The 19596-nt window shown below is 48.6% G+C and carries 17 protein-coding genes; 10 read left to right on the forward strand and 7 right to left on the reverse strand.

The window, feature by feature from the left end; all coding sequences use genetic code 11:
* The first annotated feature begins 107 nt into the window (after positions 1 to 107).
* The 3 genes from E6W40_RS25835 to E6W40_RS25845 all read left to right on the forward strand — a co-directional run bounded on the left by E6W40_RS25835 (position 108) and on the right by E6W40_RS25845 (position 4388).
* Positions 108 to 1298 (forward strand): MalY/PatB family protein, encoded by a 1191-nt coding sequence (locus tag E6W40_RS25835; RefSeq protein WP_246073194.1) that lies wholly within the window; start codon positions 108 to 110, stop codon positions 1296 to 1298.
* A 117-nt stretch (positions 1299 to 1415) separates the two neighbouring features.
* Positions 1416 to 2207 (forward strand): SDR family oxidoreductase, encoded by a 792-nt coding sequence (locus E6W40_RS25840; RefSeq protein ID WP_136608499.1) that lies wholly within the window; start codon positions 1416 to 1418, stop codon positions 2205 to 2207.
* 177 nt (positions 2208 to 2384) lie between these two features.
* Positions 2385 to 4388: a methyl-accepting chemotaxis protein gene (locus E6W40_RS25845; RefSeq protein ID WP_246073195.1), complete on the forward strand. Its 2004-nt coding sequence runs from the start codon at positions 2385 to 2387 to the stop codon at positions 4386 to 4388.
* A gap of 276 nt (positions 4389 to 4664) precedes the next feature.
* Here the strand turns inward: E6W40_RS25845 and E6W40_RS25850 are convergent, their stop codons facing one another.
* Both E6W40_RS25850 and E6W40_RS25855 read right to left on the reverse strand, forming a co-directional pair.
* Positions 4665 to 5984, reverse strand: a complete 1320-nt coding sequence (locus E6W40_RS25850) for a (Fe-S)-binding protein (protein WP_136608500.1) — start codon at positions 5982 to 5984, stop codon at positions 4665 to 4667.
* A gap of 16 nt (positions 5985 to 6000) precedes the next feature.
* Positions 6001 to 7416 carry an FAD-binding oxidoreductase gene (locus E6W40_RS25855; protein ID WP_136608501.1) on the reverse strand — a complete coding sequence of 472 codons (1416 nt, stop codon included), beginning with the start codon at positions 7414 to 7416 and terminating at the stop codon, positions 6001 to 6003.
* Between the two features lie 183 nt (positions 7417 to 7599).
* Between E6W40_RS25855 and E6W40_RS25860 the strand changes: the two genes are divergently transcribed.
* Entirely contained in the window at positions 7600 to 8343 is a 744-nt protein-coding gene (locus tag E6W40_RS25860; protein ID WP_342774740.1) for a FadR/GntR family transcriptional regulator, read from the forward strand.
* A gap of 8 nt (positions 8344 to 8351) precedes the next feature.
* On the opposite strand, the gene E6W40_RS25865 is transcribed toward E6W40_RS25860, so the two are convergent.
* Complete coding sequence (locus E6W40_RS25865; RefSeq protein ID WP_136608502.1) at positions 8352 to 8825, reverse strand: hypothetical protein; 474 nt, start codon at positions 8823 to 8825, stop codon at positions 8352 to 8354.
* A 288-nt stretch (positions 8826 to 9113) separates the two neighbouring features.
* Here E6W40_RS25865 and E6W40_RS25870 point away from each other — a divergent pair, with 288 nt between their 5' ends.
* Both E6W40_RS25870 and E6W40_RS25875 read left to right on the forward strand, forming a co-directional pair.
* A complete protein-coding gene (locus E6W40_RS25870; protein ID WP_136608503.1) occupies positions 9114 to 10034 on the forward strand; it encodes an AEC family transporter in 921 nt (306 codons plus the stop codon).
* Between the two features lie 92 nt (positions 10035 to 10126).
* Complete coding sequence (locus tag E6W40_RS25875) at positions 10127 to 12022, forward strand: DUF2339 domain-containing protein (protein ID WP_168929059.1); 1896 nt, start codon at positions 10127 to 10129, stop codon at positions 12020 to 12022.
* 85 nt (positions 12023 to 12107) lie between these two features.
* On the opposite strand, the gene E6W40_RS25880 is transcribed toward E6W40_RS25875, so the two are convergent.
* Positions 12108 to 12836: an HAD family hydrolase gene (locus E6W40_RS25880; protein ID WP_136608505.1), complete on the reverse strand. Its 729-nt coding sequence runs from the start codon at positions 12834 to 12836 to the stop codon at positions 12108 to 12110.
* A 462-nt stretch (positions 12837 to 13298) separates the two neighbouring features.
* On the opposite strand from E6W40_RS25880, the gene qoxA reads away from it, so the two are divergent.
* Genes qoxA through qoxD form a run of 4 tightly spaced genes read left to right on the forward strand, consistent with a single transcriptional unit; the run spans position 13299 to position 17081 of the window.
* Positions 13299 to 14228, forward strand: a complete 930-nt coding sequence (gene qoxA / locus E6W40_RS25885) for a cytochrome aa3 quinol oxidase subunit II (RefSeq protein ID WP_136608902.1) — start codon at positions 13299 to 13301, stop codon at positions 14226 to 14228.
* A 27-nt stretch (positions 14229 to 14255) separates the two neighbouring features.
* Positions 14256 to 16202 carry a cytochrome aa3 quinol oxidase subunit I gene (gene qoxB, locus E6W40_RS25890; protein ID WP_136608506.1) on the forward strand — a complete coding sequence of 649 codons (1947 nt, stop codon included), beginning with the start codon at positions 14256 to 14258 and terminating at the stop codon, positions 16200 to 16202.
* Entirely contained in the window at positions 16199 to 16795 is a 597-nt protein-coding gene (qoxC, locus tag E6W40_RS25895) for a cytochrome aa3 quinol oxidase subunit III (protein ID WP_136608507.1), read from the forward strand. The genes qoxB and qoxC overlap by 4 nt, the downstream gene beginning before the upstream one ends.
* A gap of 1 nt (position 16796) precedes the next feature.
* Positions 16797 to 17081 carry a cytochrome aa3 quinol oxidase subunit IV gene (gene qoxD, locus E6W40_RS25900; protein WP_136608508.1) on the forward strand — a complete coding sequence of 95 codons (285 nt, stop codon included), beginning with the start codon at positions 16797 to 16799 and terminating at the stop codon, positions 17079 to 17081.
* Between the two features lie 262 nt (positions 17082 to 17343).
* On the opposite strand, the gene E6W40_RS25905 is transcribed toward qoxD, so the two are convergent.
* The 3 genes from E6W40_RS25905 to E6W40_RS25915 form a co-directional block, all read right to left on the reverse strand.
* Positions 17344 to 17859, reverse strand: coding sequence for a mismatch-specific DNA-glycosylase (locus tag E6W40_RS25905; RefSeq protein WP_136608903.1), 516 nt, complete (start codon positions 17857 to 17859; stop codon positions 17344 to 17346).
* A 229-nt stretch (positions 17860 to 18088) separates the two neighbouring features.
* The gene (locus E6W40_RS25910; RefSeq protein WP_136608509.1) at positions 18089 to 18940 is read right to left on the reverse strand and encodes a MurR/RpiR family transcriptional regulator; all 852 of its coding nucleotides are present in this window, start codon (positions 18938 to 18940) and stop codon (positions 18089 to 18091) included.
* 193 nt (positions 18941 to 19133) lie between these two features.
* Positions 19134 to 19556: a VOC family protein gene (locus E6W40_RS25915; protein ID WP_136608510.1), complete on the reverse strand. Its 423-nt coding sequence runs from the start codon at positions 19554 to 19556 to the stop codon at positions 19134 to 19136.
* Positions 19557 to 19596: the final 40 nt, after the last annotated feature.

Raw genomic sequence — 19596 nt, forward strand, 5'->3', positions numbered from 1 at the left:
GTCTTTTGTTCTATTTTACTTTGAGTCAGCTCTTTCTCCAAGTTCCCCTCCGATGTGATATATTCATGAAAGAAATAATACCATCTACCTCAAGGAGGGTAACTACTTTGAATTTTGATAAAATCATTACGAGAAATCTCACCGGCTCTGATAAATGGGACGGTATGAAAAATATTTTTGGCACAGCTGATGCACTTCCGATGTGGGTGGCCGACATGGATTTTGAGTCTCCGCCATCTGTGATTGCAGCCATGCAGAAACGTGTTGAACATGGCGTATTCGGCTATACCATGCAGACGGACGAATACAAGCAATCTATCGTAAACTGGATGAAACAACGCCATGACTGGGAAATTGATCCGGAATGGCTCGTATTTTGCCCGGGCGTCGTTCCCGCGCTTAGCTTCGCCATCCAGGCCTTTACCGAACCGGGCGACAAAGTCGTCATTCAGCCGCCGGTATATCCTCCGTTTCATAGCGTCGTTAAGGATCATGGCCGCGAGCTTGTCCTAAATCCACTGAAGTCTGAGAACGGACATTATTCCATGGATCTTGAAGCATTGGAGCAAATCCTGGACAGCCAGCAGGTAAAAATGCTGATTCTGTGCAGCCCTCATAATCCGGTCGGACGGATATGGTCATCCGAGGAACTCGAAGCCTTGGTTCAGCTCTGCACGCGGCATGATGTCCTGATCATATCCGATGAAATTCATGCCGATCTGATCTATGAAAAAAATGCGCACATGCCGCTTGCCAAGTTGTCTGATGAGGCAAAGAATCGTTCCATTATCTGCACCGCGCCAAGCAAAACCTTTAACATTGCCGGACTCAACACATCCAATATCATCATTCCGGATCCGGAAATTCGCAGTATCTTTATGAAGGCGCTCCAGCTCTATCATGTGGGATCCATCAGCGCGATCGGAAGCACGGCCGCCGAAGCAGCCTATACCGATGGCGGTGAGTGGCTGGATGAAGTGCTTACCTACTTGCAGCTAAACATTGATTATGTCGTTGAATATATAGGCAAGCATATACCTGAAATCAAGGTCCAAAAGCCGGAAGCGACTTATTTGCTATGGCTTGATTTCAGCAGTCTTGGTATGACTCCGAATGAAATGGAAGCCTTTTTGTTGAACAAAGCCAAGCTTGCCTTAAATAAAGGATCTGCATTTGGACAAGGTGGATCCGGATTCATGCGTATGAACATCGCCTGCCCTATGGCCACTGTCGTCGAAGCAATGAAGCGGCTGGATGCTGCAATGACTGAATGGCGGCTTGAGCAAAAGAATGCCTGAATGAGTTGAACCTTCTCATTTTTCTCTGCCATCCTTCACTTCATTTATTGATTCAGTTCATGCCATAAGGGTACTTAACTACTGACATGTTCAAGACAATAAAGGAGGTTTTTTACCATGGCAGAGCAACGTCTTGCAGGAAAAACAGCGGTAGTTACAGGAGGCGGTTCGGGCATCGGAGAGGCAGCAGCCATCCGTTTCGGGCAGCAAGGAGCCAAAGTGTATATGCTGGATCGTACGCCGGAGCATGCGGAGAAAACCAAAAGCCGGATTGAAGAGGCAGAAGGAAAAGCGTTCGTCATTGAATGCGACATCTCGAAGCCCGAGAATATCAAACAGGCTTATGCGCAAATTGCCGAGAAGGATTCGCAGATCGATATTGTATTCGCCAATGCCGGTATTAATGGCACTACCGCGCCTATTGAAACCATGGAGATCGATGAATGGGATCAAACCATCAATACGAATCTGCGGGGTACTTTCGCAACTGTGAAATATGCCATTCCACTCCTGAAGGATAACGGGGGAAGCGTGATTATTACCAGTTCAATTAACGGTAACCGCGTCTTCTCCGGTATTGGCTTCTCGGCCTATTCATCCACGAAAGCTGGACAAGTCGCCTTTATGAAAATGGCGGCCCTTGAGCTCGCGCGCTATAAAATCCGGGTCAATGCGGTCTGTCCCGGGGCGATCGATACGAATATCGGTGAGAACACCTACCCGTCGGATGACTTGAAGAAGGTGAAGATTCCTGTGGAGTTTCCGGAAGGAAACCACCCGCTTGAGCAAAAGCCGGGTGAGCCTGAACAGGTTGCCAATCTCGTCCTCTTTCTTGCATCAGATGAATCATCCCATATCACGGGAACGGAAATTTATGTGGACGGGGCCGAGTCCCTGCTACGCGGCTGATTCCTCTATATTTGCACCATCCCAAGAGTCCGAAACTACGGACTCTTTTTTTATTTTAAACATTTGGAAATCGCTATGAAAATTTTGACTCATTTTGTCGAAATATAGAAGTAGGATTCCTCATTATAAACAAAAAAAGAGGATCCGTATCATATACATACATCTGGGGGAATTGTTTTGAAAGCACGGTTGAAAGGAATCTTTAATCTATTCAGGATTAAAAGACTGCGCAGCAGACTTATGCTCATCATCTGTCTCATGGTCATTATTCCAAATATTTTTCTGGCACTCTTTTCTGTTAACAGCGCAAAAGAGCAGCTGCAGACTAAAATGGAGGATATCACTCAATCCAGTGTCACGCTGCTCGATAAGCTTTTGGATACGACCGTCCAAATGCAGGTATCGAACATTAACCAGCTCGCGAATCAGATCACATCGCAAGAGATCGATCAGCACTCCATACAAGCCCGCAAGCTGATCAACGATTACAAGGCCCAGCATTCGGAAGTCGAAGTGGTATCGCTCGGCAATGATCGTGGAGCCTGGATGAAATCACCGGATCCAGGTAAGGAGGATTTTGATCCTCGTACCCGCGCCTGGTATACGCTCGCCAAAAAGTATCCCACACAGGCTATGGTCGCCGATCCTTCTGTATCCTTTTCTACCAAAAACTATGTCATGACCATTTCCAAGACCCTGCCTGATGGTGAAGGCGTCATTTGTATCAGTCTCAGCATCTCTGGAATGGACCAAACCGTCAAAAATATCCGACTTGGCAATAAAGGCTACATTTATCTCATGGACCGGAACGACAAAATAATGTCCCATCCGACCATTAAAACAGGGGAAAAGGCTACCGGAAAACAGCTGGAGATTATGCACAGCCAGAGGGAAGGTTTTATTCAATACACCAATCCTGACACCCATGTGCTCCAGCGCGGTTATTACGCCACGAACAGCATTTCTGCTTTCAAAATTGTAGGTATTCTTCCTGACAGCGAATATAGCGATGCAACGCGTCCGATTTTTTACACCGCCGTTGGTGTGCTTGTGATAGCTGTTGCCATCGTTCTGGTGCTCCTGTTCTTCATCATCAGAGGAATGACAAAGCCGATCGAGCAGCTCAACCATTCCGCCATACGCGTAAGTGAAGGACATCTGAACGAACAGGTAGTCACCAAACGCAAGGATGAGATCGGTACACTGGCAAGCAATTACAACGGCATGGTTGCCTCCCTGCGCAGTATGGTCGTTGACATGGGTGACACCTCCAGTCAGCTGGCTGCTTCCAGCGAGGAGCTGACGGCCAGCACCGAGATGAATGCCAAGTCAGTGGAGCTTGTCTCCGGTCTGGTTTCGGATTCATCTGAAGGCGCTACAATCCAGTCACTGGCCACGGAGGAAACGGCTCGTACCATTGAAGAAATGACGCGAGGCATCCAGAAAATAGCCGAATCCGCAGGCATGATCGTAGATTCATCGAGCCGTACCGAAGAGGATGTACACGCAGGCAGCCAGAAGATTCGTCAGGTCAGCGCCCAGATGGACACCATCCGGATTTCTACGGTTGAATCCGCGGAGCTGATGGAGCAGCTCCATAACCACAGCGCCAACATCGCAGCCATGAGCACAGCCATTTCGGAAATTTCCAAACAAACGAATCTGCTGTCGCTGAACGCCGCAATTGAGGCGGCGCGTGCTGGCGAACACGGACGAGGCTTTGCTGTTGTAGCGGATGAAGTCCGCAAGCTTGCTGACCAGTCCAATATCACAGCCGATGAGATCCAGCAAACGATCGTTAAAATGACAGAGTTGATCTCCGGCGTATATAATGTTATGAAAAACAAGGTTCAAACAGATGTAAACCAAGGTCTGAATGTCACGGCTGAGGCACTGGAGGCCTTCGTGAACATCGAGCAGTCTGCCAAGCAAATCTCCGACCAGGTTCAAGATATTTCCGCAGTAACCGAGCAGATGTCAGCCAGCAGCGAAGAAATATCAGCTGCGGTTCACGAGGTTGCAGGCATTTCCCGTCAGACGGTCGAATCATTTGAACGAGTAAACGCGGCCAGCCAGGAACAGCTCGCATCTATGGAGGAAATCACCTCGTCGGCTGCCGGGCTCGCCCGGATGGCTGTAGATATGCAGACCATGATTGACCGGTTTAAGCTGGATAAATAATGGAAAAATGATTTTCCTGTGGGGCAACGCTGCGTGAACGAAACGTTCCTCCAATCGCTGTTGCCCCCAAATATATGTTATTAATCTTTTTCAAGGTGAATATTTGGGGGCAAAGGCGACCGCTATCGCTTTTCCGGAATCGTTTCGTCCTCTCCGCTACTTCGAGATAATCACATTTCTATAACTACTTTAAAAATAAGATGCCAACCTTTAAGTGCAAATTAACTTAGGGGTTGGCATCTTATTCTTGTATATAATTTATACCTTAGGTCAAGCTTATTTCTTCATACGCTCATGCAGGAAGTCGACGATATGCACGGCCTTCATCTGACCGCTCAGCCCCTGCTCATCGATGCCATGCTTCATTTGCAGCAGGCATCCGGGATTGCTGGTCAGCAGATAGCTGGCTCCAGTCGCCTCAACATGCTCCATTTTGTGATCGAGGATCTGTCCGGCCATTACCGGCTGCGTGACATTGTAAATCCCTGCTGAGCCGCAGCAGCGGTCAGCGTTCTTCATCTCGATGAACTGCGCTCCCTCTACTTGGCGCATCAGCTTACGCGGCGCATCCGCTGATTTCATGACATTGCGGAGATGGCAAGAATCCTGATAGGTAATCCGGACAGGCTCTTCGCCTCCTTGCGTCTTGTCCTGGCTGAAATCAAGGCTTCTTCCGGCACGTACCAGCAGATCACTGATATCAACCACTCGTTCGGCAAACCAGACAGCATCGTCACGCCACTGCGGATCCTCATGCAGCAGATGATCGTATTCGGTCAGGATTGCCCCGCAGCCGCCCGCATTGGAAACGATATAATCCACGCCAGCCGCCTTAAACGTCTTGATATTGCGTCTTGCGAGATCTCTTGCTCCTTCTGCTTCCCCGCTGTGCGCATGCAGCGCTCCGCAGCAGTTCTGTTCACGCGGGATGATCACTTCAAAGCCGGCGGCCGTAAGCAGGTCAACCGTATGAATATTGGTTTCTGTAAACAGAACGTCCATAATACAGCCTCGGAACAAAGCAACCGTTGCAACCTTCTCTCCCTTGGCTGGATGGCGATCGCCGATCTTCTCCACGACGCCTTTGCCGGAAGCATCGGGCAGAATTTTCTCCATGTCACGCATATGCTTAGGGAATAGCTTCATCGCACCCGAAGCATGCGCTACAGTACGAAGTCCGGATTTTTGGTAAAATTGCAATCCGCGGCCAACCCATTTCATCCGCTCCTGATGAGGGAATACGGTCTTAAATGCGGCCTTGCGAGTAACTTTTACCCATGTTTTATGTTCTTTGTGATCCTCAATGGCATCCCGTGCCTGTTCAATAAGTTGGCCATACTGGACTCCTGCCGGACAAGCCGGTTCGCATGCACGGCAGCCCAAACAGTGATTCATTTGGTCTTCAAAGGCCTGATCCGGCACCATAATGCCGTCCGTAACCGCCTTCATGAGGGCAATCCGTCCCCGTGGAGACTCGGCCTCAAGGCCGGTTTCCGCAAACGTCGGGCATGCTGGAAGGCAAAAGCCGCAGCGCATGCAGTTTGTCAGCTGATCCTCATCGAGGCGTAATCGAAGCTTTTCGGTAAGTGCATTCATTGGTTGTGCTTGCCCATTAGCCACGCTGGATCACCACCCGTTTCCGTGTTTCCTTCGCGAATACCTTGCCGGGATTAAGCAAATTATGTGGATCGAAGGAACTCTTGATCGCTTTCATGACATCCATTCCCGCCGGACCAACCTTCCATTCCAAATATGGCGATTTCACCATGCCGACGCCATGCTCTCCGGTAATGGTTCCTCCCAAACGGATGGCCGCTTCAAAAATTTCCTCAAACGCTTCCTCTACCCGCTCAATCTCTTCCTTATCACGCGCATCGGTCGTCGCCGTCGGATGCAGGTTGCCGTCTCCCGCATGACCAAATGTACTTATCTGAACCTGATGCTTCAGTGCGATCCGGTTGATCTCGACTACCATCTCTGCGATCTTCGAGCGCGGCACAGTCGCATCCTCCAAAATAGTGGTCGGACGCAGTCTGGCCAAAGCTGTGAATGCACTGCGGCGCGCAGTCAGCAGCTTTTCCGCCTCTTCCAGACTTGCTGCAATGCTGACCTGGTCGGCATTCTCGCTTTTACACACTTCCGTAATGATCGCAATGTCACGTTCCACGGCTTCTTCATCGCCATCCTGCTCAATAATGAGGATAGCCTCCATATCCAGAGGCAGACCCAGTTTGGCGAAGTCATCCACCACTCGAATGGTTGCGTTGTCCAGAATCTCCAGGGTAGCCGGAATAATCCGGTTCTCGATAATTTTGGATACCGTCCGTGCCGCTCCGTATAAATCCTTGTACATCGCCAGCATGGTCTTTTTATATCTTGGAGGCGGAATCAGCTTCAGAATTGCCTCGGTGATAATTGCAAGCGTACCTTCGGAACCAACCAGCAGCTTTGTCAGGTCATATCCTGCCACGTCCTTCATCAGTTTGCCACCGGTCCGGATAATGTCTCCGTTCGCCAGAACGGCTTCCAGGCCGATCACATAATCTTTGGTTGTCCCGTATTTCAGCCCGCGTAGTCCACCTGAGCATTCCGCGATATTTCCCCCGATGGTGGAAATCGACATGCTGCTGGGATCTGGCGGGTAGAACAAGCCCAGACTCTCGACATGGGTACTGAACTGCTTGGTGTTCAACCCCGGCTGAACAGTGGCTGTCAGATTCTCAAGATCAATTTCAAGAATTTGATTCATACGATGCATAACCATAACCACACCGCCCTGAACCGGCACGGTGCCTCCGCATAGATTGGTTCCTGAGCCTCTGCCGACGACAGGGATTTTGAAGCGGCTCAGCACCTTCATTATTTGTGACACCTGCTCCGTATTCGACGGATACACGACGGCATCCGGCAAAGATTGGAGCATAGGAGTCCCGTCATAAGAATGAGTTACTAGGGACTGCGGATCATCTTTGTAATGTTCACTGCCCAATATGGAGATGAGTTCGCGTCTTACTTCTTCTTGCAGCAAGGAAAGCACTCCTTTGATCGCATTAGGTTAATTAAATTAGTCAGGTCATCTGATGACTTTTCTTGTGAACAAGTATACACTAGAATATATGAATCGAAAATAGAACTTAATCGAAAAATTAAAATTTTAACTTGTCCGCAGTTGCGGTAAAATAAGGAAAATAAGGGTATTTGAGGAAGGGCGTTGAGTCGTTTGACCAGTCAGCAAAGGCCGCTTAAGCAGTACGAGTGGGTAATGAATGATTTGAAAAAGCAGATGGATGATGGGCAGCTTTTGCCCGGGGACCGTCTTTCTTCTGTAGTCGACCTGGCTGCACAATATAACGTAGGCAGATCGACCATTCGGGAAGCTCTCAGTGCGCTGAAAGCGATGGGGCTGCTGAATATTAAGCAAGGCGGGGGCACTTTTGTCAAAGCGCCTCCCGTTGAATCGGCTCCCGTTCATCCCATGCAGCATTATGCAGACCTCTGGGAGGGGCGGGCCGCGTCGCTGCGCCATATTTTGGAGGTTCGGCGCGTGCTTGAATCAGGCTGTGCTTCACTTGCCGCGCAGCACCGTACAGACGATGATCTTAGCGTCTTCAAGAAACTGCTGGAGGATATGGAACAGTCGGATGATGAGCATTTCATTGAGCAGGCCGACGTCAAGTTCCATCAGCAGATTGCGGCCTCAACCCATAATCCGCTGCTTATTGACCTGATGGAATCCTTGTCCCTCAAGCTCCATGAGAGCATGAAGGATATGCGTGCGCTGTGGTTTTACGCTGAACGTTCCTCTGCGGAACGCCTGCTTCAGGAGCATATGCGGATTTATGAAGCGATTGCGCAGCAGGACTCCAAGGAAGCAACAGCCCGGATGGAGCTTCATATTTCCAAAGTGGAACAGGTTTTAAATGAAAAGAAGGCCGGAGACCTGCAGCGGGTCTAACCAAGAATCTAGTTCTCGATCCGGATTTTCACAGCATCGCTGACCGAATGCACGTCAAGGCATGATAATATGCCTTCGATTCGCTCCAGCATTTTCTCCAAATGTCCGTCATCGATCCGCGGTAAAAAGGTGGCATTTTCAGTCTCGGCAATATATTGGAGTGTATTCAGAAACAGTTCTGTTTCCAGATCAATTTCCGCAAAGTCACGAATCCTGCTGATCAGTTCATCGTAGCAGATATCTTCCAGGGGAAGCATACCCTCCGACTGCAGGTAGACCTGTTTTAGTTTGGCCTTGACGGCCATATGCCCAACGATCAGGGATGCCCTGCAAAGCCCCTCTTCCATCAGAAGATGGGCTAGATTCATATGGCTTTGGGACAAATCATTCCAGTTACGGGCTTTTGAATAGAGCTCATAGACATCTGGTCTGTGATGACTGCTCTCGTCACGGCCCTGAAAATACTCAGTATTGAATAACATACAATCCCCTCCAGTTAAATCGCTTTAATTCTCTATTTATTCGGATTCGGCTTCACAGCGTTGAGCAATTAAAACGAATGCTAAACATAGGCCCTTAGTCCTGATCATTATAGGACCTGATACCGGGTTCGACCGATTGTCCTATGTTATATATTTCGGACTTCTTTCCTAAAAAATGAAGATAATTCCATTAAAAAAGCGTGATGAATTGCACCCCTGCTCGCTTCCAAGTGATGCTATAATAAATAAGTTCAAAAGACATCATGACTATTAAAGGAAGCTGAGCTTATGATTACTACGATTTTACTTGAAGTTGTATTGCCTGTTTTTGTGCTGATCGGATTCGGTTCCCTCATGCAGCGCATTTTTCGTCTGGACTTATATACGCTGGCCAAAATCAATTTTTACTGCATTACTCCCGCAGCTGTTTTTATGAGTATGTATCATTCGGATATGTCCGGCGGTCTTCTTAGCACCGTCATTGTATTTTATGCGCTATACGTGCTGATTTTGTACCTGATAGGTTCGATTGTGGCCCGCCCCATGAAATTCCAAAGCAGCATGAAAGCCGCTTTTAACAACAGTATTATGCTCGACAATTCCGGAAATTACGGCATGCCCATCAACGCCCTTGTATTTAAAGGAGATCCGCTGGCTGCATCCATGCAGGCGCTGATCATGTCTCTGCAGAGTCTGCTGACCTTCACCTACGGCGTTATCGCCATTCAGGGGGTCAAGATGAAGGGGAATTACCGGAGTATGATCATCGGTTTTCTAAAAATGCCTGTTCCCTATGCTTTGGTACTGGGACTGCTGCTGCACGCGCTGCATGCTCCCCTCCCCATTTTTGTTTCTCAGCCCTTAACATACGCCCAGCAGTCTATGGTCGCCATAGCATTACTCACACTCGGGGCCCAGATCGTCAAATATCCTCTACGTCTTTATCGGCTCGATATTTATATCAGCCTATTCCTTCGGCTTATTATAGGACCCGCCATCGGCTGCGCGCTTGTATTTGCTCTGGGTCTGAAGGGAATTCCTGCTCAGGCGCTGCTGATTGCGTCCGGCATGCCGACCGGTGTCAATACATCCATTCTTGCCGAGGAATATGCTAACGAGCCTGACTTTGCTGCGCAAACCGTGCTGCTCTCCACCCTGTTTAATGTCGTTACGATCACAGGATTGATATCGCTCGCCAAAATGTTTTAAATCCCCAAAAGATTCATTATAGAGCCTCCTATGGTATATTATGTACAGCAGACAAAAGTACATAAATTTGGAATGCCAGGGGTGAATATCCATTGGATTTATTGGAAAAAAGAATTGCACAGCTTGAGGCTAACATGAAGGAAATGCAGCAGGAGTTAGCCGAGCTGCGCCAAGAGAGGCGAGGGACGGACCGGAACCCTGAGGCTCAGACAACGCCGAATAATACCAGTCCTCCACCGTACGCCGGAGGACAGCAAGGTTATGCTGCATACGGGCAGGCCGGCATGCAGCATAACCCGCAGCAGGGAATATCAGGTTATCCTAGCCAGAGTCAGTCTTATCAGGGACCGCCGCCCCAAGGGTACTACCCAAATCAAGGGACGGAACAGCCCAATCCGCCGGGAATGAATCCGTATGCTTACAATCAGCAGCGGCCGAATATTCCGCAAGAGCCTAAACCACCAAAGGACTGGGAGCATCTTATCGCCCGAGTGTGGCTTCCGCGCGTCTTTATTGTTGTTCTGCTGCTCGGTGTGCTGTGGGGTTTTACAGCCGCTGTCAGCGCGGGTTATTTGACCGAACCTGTACGCTGCCTTCTCGGCGTTGTTGTCGCAGCTGTCATGTACTGGCTCGGTGAGAGACAGATCCGGAGTCAACGCGAAGCGCTGGGGCAAGTGCTTTTGGGCGGCGCCATCGGTGTGCTGATTTTATCCGTGTTCGCTGCACATGAGCTGTATAGCCTGATTCCTTCAGCTCTGGCGTTTATCTTATATATCCTTTCCATCGCGCTTTGTGTGTTTACGGCGCAGCGCCGCCGTTCCCAGGCACTGATGATCATTGCAACCGTAGCCGGATATCTGATTCCCTTCCTTGTTCATTCGGCCCATCCGAATGCCTGGGTGTTCACGGGCTATGAAGCCATCTTCTCACTTGCGATGATCGCCGTTGCCCTGAAATTTGATTATCGTGCAGCCTATTACGTCGCTGTCGGTGTGCTTCATCTTCCGCTTCTGATCGGTTATGCTGCAGGTGACTTCGGTGAAAGCCGCCATATTTTTATTGCAGCTGTATTTATTCAGCATGCGGTTCTGCTGGCTTATGCCTACTTCGGCCCAGTCCGCCGTAAGCTCGATGAAACCCTCTCGTTGTTTCCAGGATACGGCATCATGGCACTGTGGATCTATGCAATGTATCCATTTACCGAGGATTCCATCCACTGGCGGCCGCTGATGCTGATTGGCTGGGCGCTGATCTACAGCCTAGCTGCTCTAGGGAAGTACATGAAGGGCGAACGCCCTCCCGTTTATATATCCATCGCGACGGCTGCCTGGTTCCTTTGGGCACTTGATATACTGAACCAAAGCTACTCACCTGCAGCCGCTATCGTCGTAGGCACTGCTGGATTGATTCTTGGCTTTAAGCTGAAAAACTACATGCAGCAGATTACAGCGGCCGCGGTCTTTCTGTATGGTGTATCCGGGACGCTTTTCCTGATCATACATGATCTTTTCTCAGCCCCAAGCCTTTCCTGGCTCATCTTGCTGATCAGTATCGCGGTTCTTTCTTACGTTATCCGCCGCATGTCCGAACCAATAATCTTCGACCGGTTGCCGGATATTCTGATGTGGGCCGATGCCTTATTAGCCATCATCTTTATCACACAGATCACCAATGTGTTGACCGCCGATCTCACGTATGATTTCCGTCATCTCGTTCTTTCGGCGGTATGGGCGCTATACGCGATTGCAGTTATCGTCTGCGGTATGATTTTTCAAAGACAGATGGTCCGGATCGCAGGACTTGGACTGCTCTTCCTTACACTGGTAAAGGTCATTATCGTGGATCTGCCGGATGTATCGGTAGCCGTCCGGGCGATCCTGTTTATCGGCCTGGGCGCTTTGGGCATGTTCGTTTCCCGGCTGCTGTACAAACGTAAGGACAGTACTCCACCTGCTCCTGTGCCTGACGAAACGGCCATAGATCCTTAAAATGTTTCACTTCTTGAACCAAACAAAAAGCAGATGCCTCTCCCCCAGGGAAAACACCTGCTTTTTGTTTTTCTTCCCTCTTCCTTTATGGAAGAAGTATGCTGGCAAGCTCCTGGTAACTGACCGCATGATAATGGGGCTGATGATCCGATTCAGGCTTCACTTGGCGATGGTTGAACCATATGGCTGTCCAGCCGGCTTCAAGCGCACCCACGACATCATTTCGCCAGGAATCTCCGATATAAAAGCTCCGAGAGGCTTCCGTTCCCGTTATTTCATTTACATGCATGAATAGGCGCGGATCCGGTTTGTCATAACCAACGGTACCAGAGATGAAGATATTCCGCGGGTTTATAATTTTATCCATTGCGAGCGCTTTGATTTTAGCCATCTGATGCTTTGCCGGTCCGTTCGTAATCAATCCGACTACATGACCGGCTGTCTGGAGTGTACGGATGAGTTCAACTGCGCCAGGGAAAGGGCTGATTTGAAACTGCCCCTCCAAGTATATCTCCTGAATCCGCGAGGCTTCCGCTTCTGTCACTTGTACTCCAAATTCCGCAAGGGCGAGCATGACGCGCTGTAATCTCATTTCCTGCAGATCCTGGTCTGCCCCCGCAGCATTTACACCGCCATGGCGGGCTGATAATGCATCGCTATAAAATCTGAATCTATGATAAACCGCCTCATACGGGAAGTCTTCTCCGGTGGATAATACTTTTCTCAGCGCATGTCTCAGCGGCTCCAAATGATCGTATAACGTATCATCCACATCGAAAAATATCCCCTTGGGCTTATCCTGAATTTCTCTCATTGCGTTCCCTCTTTGTGATTGTGATTTTTGTTACAGTATTTAATCTTTGTCTATTTTAGCACATTTTCTCTTTGTCCTAGCGGCTTTCAGTGAAATCGCATTTTTGTCACAGCCTGTTTTCATCGATCTAAAAGCCCTTTCAATTGTGACAGAACTGGCACAACCGTTCCGGTCATGTCCAATTATGAACAAAAATGAAAATCGCTGAATTTGCCGCTTTTCCGCTGTTAATCATGATATTTGAAGATTTTTTCAGAAGAATGTGAAGTTTGTCACAGAATATATGTATATTTATGGTAATTATGTATGTTCTTGTATTTGTTTTCGATTTCGCAGGTTACTATGCTAGGGCTATGAGGATTCGCGAATAATCCAACTCAGCAATAACGACATGCTAGAAAGGAGTTTCCCGTGAAAAACAAAAAAAGATGGCTATTAACTACCATACTTATTTCCATCATCATGCTGCTCAGTGGATGTAACTCCATGGTAGTACTGAATCCAAAAGGTCCGGTTGCCAAAACGCAGTCCGATACCATTATTTTCTCGATTCTGATGATGGCTTTTGTTTTACTTGTTGTCTACATCTTATTCGTTTTTATGCTGACCAAATATCGTTCCAGCAAAACAAGCGATGATTATGAACCACCCCACATGGAGGGAAACAAATGGCTTGAATTGATTTGGACGGTGATCCCGATCATTATCGTAGCTATTCTCTCCGTTGTAACAGTGCGCACGACCAATGCTGTTGAAAAGGTGCCAGCCGGCTACGAAACTCAAAAGCCGCTTGTCATTTATGCCGCTTCTTCGAACTGGAAATGGCACTTCAGCTATCCCGAAGAGAATATTGAAACGGTGAACTACGTTAATATTCCGACCAACCGTCCGGTTGAGTTCCGTCTCTACTCCTACGGACCGATTACAAGCTTCTGGGTTCCACAGCTCGGTGGTCAGAAATACGCCATGAGCGATATGGTGACCAAGCTGAATCTGGTCGCCGAACATGAAGGTTCATTCATGGGTAAAAACTCGAACTTCTCCGGTAAGGGCTTTGCTCAAATGGAATTCGAGGTGCTTGCTCAAACACCTGCCGAATACAGCAAATGGGTTAAAGACGTCAAGGATACAGCACCAAAGCTCACCGAGCAGGAATTTAACAAGCTGCTTAAAACCGAGATTGTCGGCCGCAAATCGTTTACTTCCACGCACCTCGGCTTCGCGCCTGCTCCTATGGATATGTCCGAACATGGGAAGAGCGGAGACAGCAAGACTGAAAGCACAGACTCCAGCAAGGAGCCTATGGATCATAGCGATATGAGCAATATGGATCATAGCAATATGGATATGAAAGACATGAATGACAATTCGTCCATGGAAAGTGGACATTAAGATCATGGAGAAAGGAGACTCAATTGCATGAAATGGGACGAATTTTTTGTAACCGGTGAGCCGATGATTTACGGAGCCATGGTTAGTATTGTGCTCGTATCCATCGCCATCCTCGTCGGATTGACCTATTTTAAGAAATGGGGATATTTATGGCGCGAATGGCTGACCACCGTTGACCATAAACGTATTGGCGTCATGTATATTTTATCAGCTCTCATCATGCTGTTCCGCGGCGGTGTTGACGCCCTGTTGATGCGTACGCAGCTTGCGGTACCGGAATCCGGATTTTTGGATTCCCAGCATTATAACGAAATTTTCACAACGCACGGGGTTATTATGATCCTGTTCATGGCGATGCCGTTCGTTATTGGACTTATGAACGTCGTTGTGCCGCTGCAAATCGGCGCGCGTGACGTTGCTTTTCCAAGACTGAATGCTGTCAGCTTCTGGCTCTTCTTCGCAGGAGCTATGCTGTTCAACATTTCGTTTGTCATCGGGGGATCACCGGATGCCGGTTGGTCAGCGTACTTCCCGCTTGCAAGTCTTGAATTCAGCCCGACGGTAGGTAACAACTTCTACTCGCTCGCGCTGCAGATTTCCGGTATCGGTACATTGATGACAGGCGTTAACTTCATCGTGACGATCCTAAAAATGCGTGCACCTGGCATGAAGCTGATGCGTATGCCAATGTTCACATGGTCGGTTCTGATTACGAACGTTATCATTTTGTTCGCATTCCCGGTTCTGACAGTAGCCCTTGCTTTGATGATGTTCGACCGCGTCTTCGGCAGCCAGTTCTTCACCATGGCTAACGGCGGTATGGATATGCTATGGGCCAACCTATTCTGGGTTTGGGGCCATCCTGAGGTATACATTGTTATTTTGCCGGCCTTCGGTATATTCAGTGATATTATCTCTACCTTCTCGAAAAAGAATTTGTACGGATATAAATCAATGGTGTTCAGTATGGTCATCATTTCGCTCCTGTCCTTCCTTGTATGGGCTCACCATTTCTATACAATGGGCGCCGGAGCCATGGTCAACGGGTTCTTCTCCATCACGACGATGCTGATTGCCGTTCCGACCGGGGTTAAAATATTCAACTGGCTGTTTACGCTAAGGAAAGGTAAAATTACATTCACCTCTCCAATGCTGTACGCGATGGCCTTCATTCCGATCTTTACCTTCGGCGGCGTTACGGGCGTCATGCTCGCAATGGCAAGTGCCGATTACCAGTACCATAATACGATGTTCCTGGTTGCCCACTTCCACTACGTACTTATTCCTGGTACAGTGTTCGGGGTACTCGCCGGTCTTCATTACTGGTTCCCTAAGATTTTTGGTTTCCGTCTGAACGAACGTCGGGCCAAAACAGCCTTCTGGCTGATTGTCGTAGGCTTTAACGTTGCCTTTATGCCGCTGTTCTTCCTTGGACTGCAAGGAATGACGCGCCGGATGTATACCTATTCGGCAGACACAGGCTTTGGTCCGCTTAACATGATTGCGACCATTGGTGCATTTGTTCTGGCTATTGGCTTTGTCGTTCTGTGCTACAACTTCTACTACAGCTTCCGTCACAGCCCACGTGATGAGCACGGAGATCCATGGGATGCACGTACGCTGGAGTGGAGCATACCAAGTCCGGTTCCTGTTTACAACTTTGCTAAAGTACCACATGTTGAATCCCAAGATGCCTTCTGGCATGCTAAAAAACATAATGTTCCTCTTTTTAAAGAGGGCCCTTATGAAGAGATTCATATGCCTAACAACAGCGGGCAGCCATTCATTCTTGGTGTAATTATGTTCTTCGCCGGCTTCTTCCTGGTCTTCAGCTGGTTCATTCCTGCCCTCATTGCAGGCATAGGCGTGGTAATCATGCTGGCGGTACGTTCTTTCGAACGCGATCACGGCTATCACATCTCGGCGAAGGAAATTGCCGCTACCGAACAGAAATTGCGGGGTGATTCCGTATGAAAATAAATGATGCACTGCCGCTGGAGTACAGAACGGAAGAGAATAGCAATAAGATCTTCGGTTTCTGGCTTTTCCTCGGCGCTGAAATTGTCCTTTTCTCGACGCTGTTCGCCGTATATTTGGTTCTCTGGAACCGCACGGGCAGCGGCCCGACCGGCAAAGATCTCTTCGAGATCAACGGTGTCATCTGGGAAACAGTTCTTCTCTTGACCAGCAGCTTCACCTGCGGCCTTGGCATTCATGCCATGCGCCTCGGGCTCAAGAAGCCGATGATGATCTTCTTCGGTATCACTCTGCTGATGGGCCTTGGCTTTCTCGGCATTGAAATTACCGAGTTCGTGAATTATGTGCATGAAGGTGCAACGCTGCAAACCAGTGCCTTCTTGTCCAGCTTGTTCGTCCTCCTGGGTACTCACGGTCTTCACGTGACCATGGGCTTCCTGTGGGGTGCAGGCATCCTGATTCAGATCAAGCGCCAGGGCTTTACGGATGAGACGACCAACAAGTCGTTTATCTTCTCCCTGTACTGGCACTTTCTCGACGTGGTCTGGATCTTCATCTTCAGCTTTGTCTACCTGAAAGGATTGATGTAATATGGCACGATTATTCCCGATACGTCACGTGATGGGATATATCTTCTCGCTAGTCCTTTCACTTGTGGCACTGGGCGTTATCTACTGGGATCTGACGTTCACCGCAGGCATCGTTATTCTGGTGATTTGTGCATTGATTCAGGCATCTCTGCAGCTGGTGCTGTTCATGCACATCGGTGAGACTTCTTCCAAGAAGCAGTTGTACCTCAATATCGGTTACGCGGTATTCGTCGGCGTCGTTACGGTTTTCGGTACGTTGTTTACGATGATTTGGGGATTTAGATAAGTTCGATGGTAAAAGAAAAAAGCTGTCCCCTGTGGGACAGCTTTTTTGTATTGTACGGCGCCATGTTGACGGGCATAGTTACTTATACAGCTGAGCAGCGCATCGCGGCAAGACGTTGCTGCGACCGCTCCGCTTTTTCGTAATCGTTCGCCCCCTCCGCTGGAGTCAAGATTTATGATCCAATATTCGTTGCTTCAAAAAGAGGCTGTACGCTATTGTCCAGCCTCTTGGCTTTTTATTATCCGATTGTTCCCGCCTTCAGCTACGCTTCATTTTGCGCTATAACCTCCGCAAGCTGGCGGTAGATGCCCACGATCTCGTCCATTGGCATCCGCACCAAGCCGCTGGAGGAAGGGGCAACGAACTCGTGTATTTCAGGGATGACCGGGCTTGGTTGAAAGCCCCAGTTCACCTTAGTTTTTTTGCTGTATTCGGTATATACGCCTTTTCCGACAAAGCAAGCGATCTTGGGTCGATAATCTTTCAGTTTTGCATGCAGAATATCTCTCCCCTCCGCATACTCGCTGCGGTCGATATCGTCAATTCCCCGCGTTGGGCGGGCGACGATGTTGGTAAAACCGTAGCCAAGTCTCAGCAGGTCCTGATCCTCGGATGCGTCATAAAGCCGCGGTGTCAGGCCGGCACGATGCAGAATCCGGTAAAAATTGTTGCGCGGATTGGCGTAATGATGACCGGTCTCCCCAGACAGCAGGCTTGGATTAAAGCCAATAAACAAGACCGACAATCCATGATCCAGATGATCCGGTATTTCCGGCATCATGACCACCCCCTTATACATATTGTTGGTGACATTAAGCTTGCGATCATCGTACACTCCATAGTAGTTACCCGTGACCTGTGCATCCGAACCTCCGGGAATAGGAATGTAATGAGTATCCATTTGTCATTGTCTTTCCGGCCATTGTTTCACCTTGGGACCATGAAAAAAGACCCTCGAATGAGAGTCGAATGGCAATATAGGCTTCTGCAGAAGAACGCATACATTTTTAATACAGCTTGTCCGAGGTCGCTTTGGCGGTAATCTCTCTGTATTTAATGGCCTCACTCTTCATTTTCAGCGACACGGCCACATTCAGAATATCAATAATTGCGAGCTGTGAGATTTTAGCCGCCAGTGAGCTGCCCTGCAGCGGATTTTCCCTACCCACCATAATAAGGACGATATCTGCCACTTTGGTAATTGGCGAGCGGGCATTACTCGTAATGGCAATAATGCGGGCACCCGCTTTTTTGGCAATGTTAAGGTTATCGATGGTATCTTTCGTGCTCCCCGAGATTGACAGTCCGACGGCCACATCCCCCTTATTCATCAGCGAAGCCTGCATTGCCTGAAAATGGGTATCTGTATTCGCCATACTATTCTTACCGATTCTGGCAAAACTGTGCGCCCCCTGTGTTGCCGTTAAGCCTGAGGAGCCTACACCAAAAAAGTGTATGTTTGAAGCTTCAGTCAGCGCATGAATCGCCTGGGTTAACTGATCCTCATTGACCAGTTCACGCGTTTGCTCCAGCGTCCGGAGATGCGTCCCGATAATTTTATGACCGAGGGTGAGCGGATCATCGTCTTCCGCAATTTCCTCATGAATATGATCGGTTGGTTTCACCAAATCCTGTGCGAGTGAGAGCTTAAAGTCCTGGAACCCCTGAAATTTCATTTTGCGGCATAAACGCAGCACGGTCGTCTCTCCAACATCTGCCTTCTCCGCAAGCTCCGTAACCGAATCATAGATCAAATCCTGAGCATTCTCCAAAATATACTGTGCTACCTTTTGCTCGGTCTTGGTCAACCCATTAAAATGGCTCCGGATACTGAGCAGTGTTTTCCCCATTTCCTGCATGCTTTGCAAAGCTTTCCGTCCCCTTCCTGTTTCACATCAACGTTCCAAAAACTGTTGCTTATCCGGGAGATTATTCCCATAAATATTAATGTGAAGGTTAATTCCGCCTGTAAGTTAATCCTATTGTACCCGGTTGGAAGTACGGTTTGCAAGCGTCTGCATAAGGGCTCCGGATGCCATTCCATGGGCATATTTATACCTCTTCTGGTTGCTGCATCACACTCAGATCCATGTACAATACATTCCACCGATGACCATCCAAATCAGCGAAGCCCGCACCATACATTCCCCCTCGATCCTCAGGCTGTCCGAATATGGTCCCACCTGCCTTCACGACCTTCTCAACCAGTTCATCCACTTCTTCCTTACTCTCTGCATCAATGGAGAATAAAGCTTGGGTTGCATGTACCGGATTCGGGATTTCATTGCCTGTAAAACCTTTAAAAGTAGGCTCGGGAAAAAGCATCACCACAACCTTTTTATCTCCAATGATCAGGCCGGCCTTATCTTCGCTATCTGCTAGGTGCGGATTCAGTGAAAATCCAATCTCGGTAAAAAACTGTTTCGATCTTTGGATATCTTTTACGGGCAAATTGATCCAAATTTCTTTGGTCATGATCTCATCTCCTTATGAGTTTCACTTTTGGATTCCTCGT

The organism is Paenibacillus dokdonensis (assembly GCF_004916975.1).
Classification (GTDB): Bacteria; Bacillota; Bacilli; order Paenibacillales; family Paenibacillaceae; genus Paenibacillus_AQ; species Paenibacillus_AQ dokdonensis.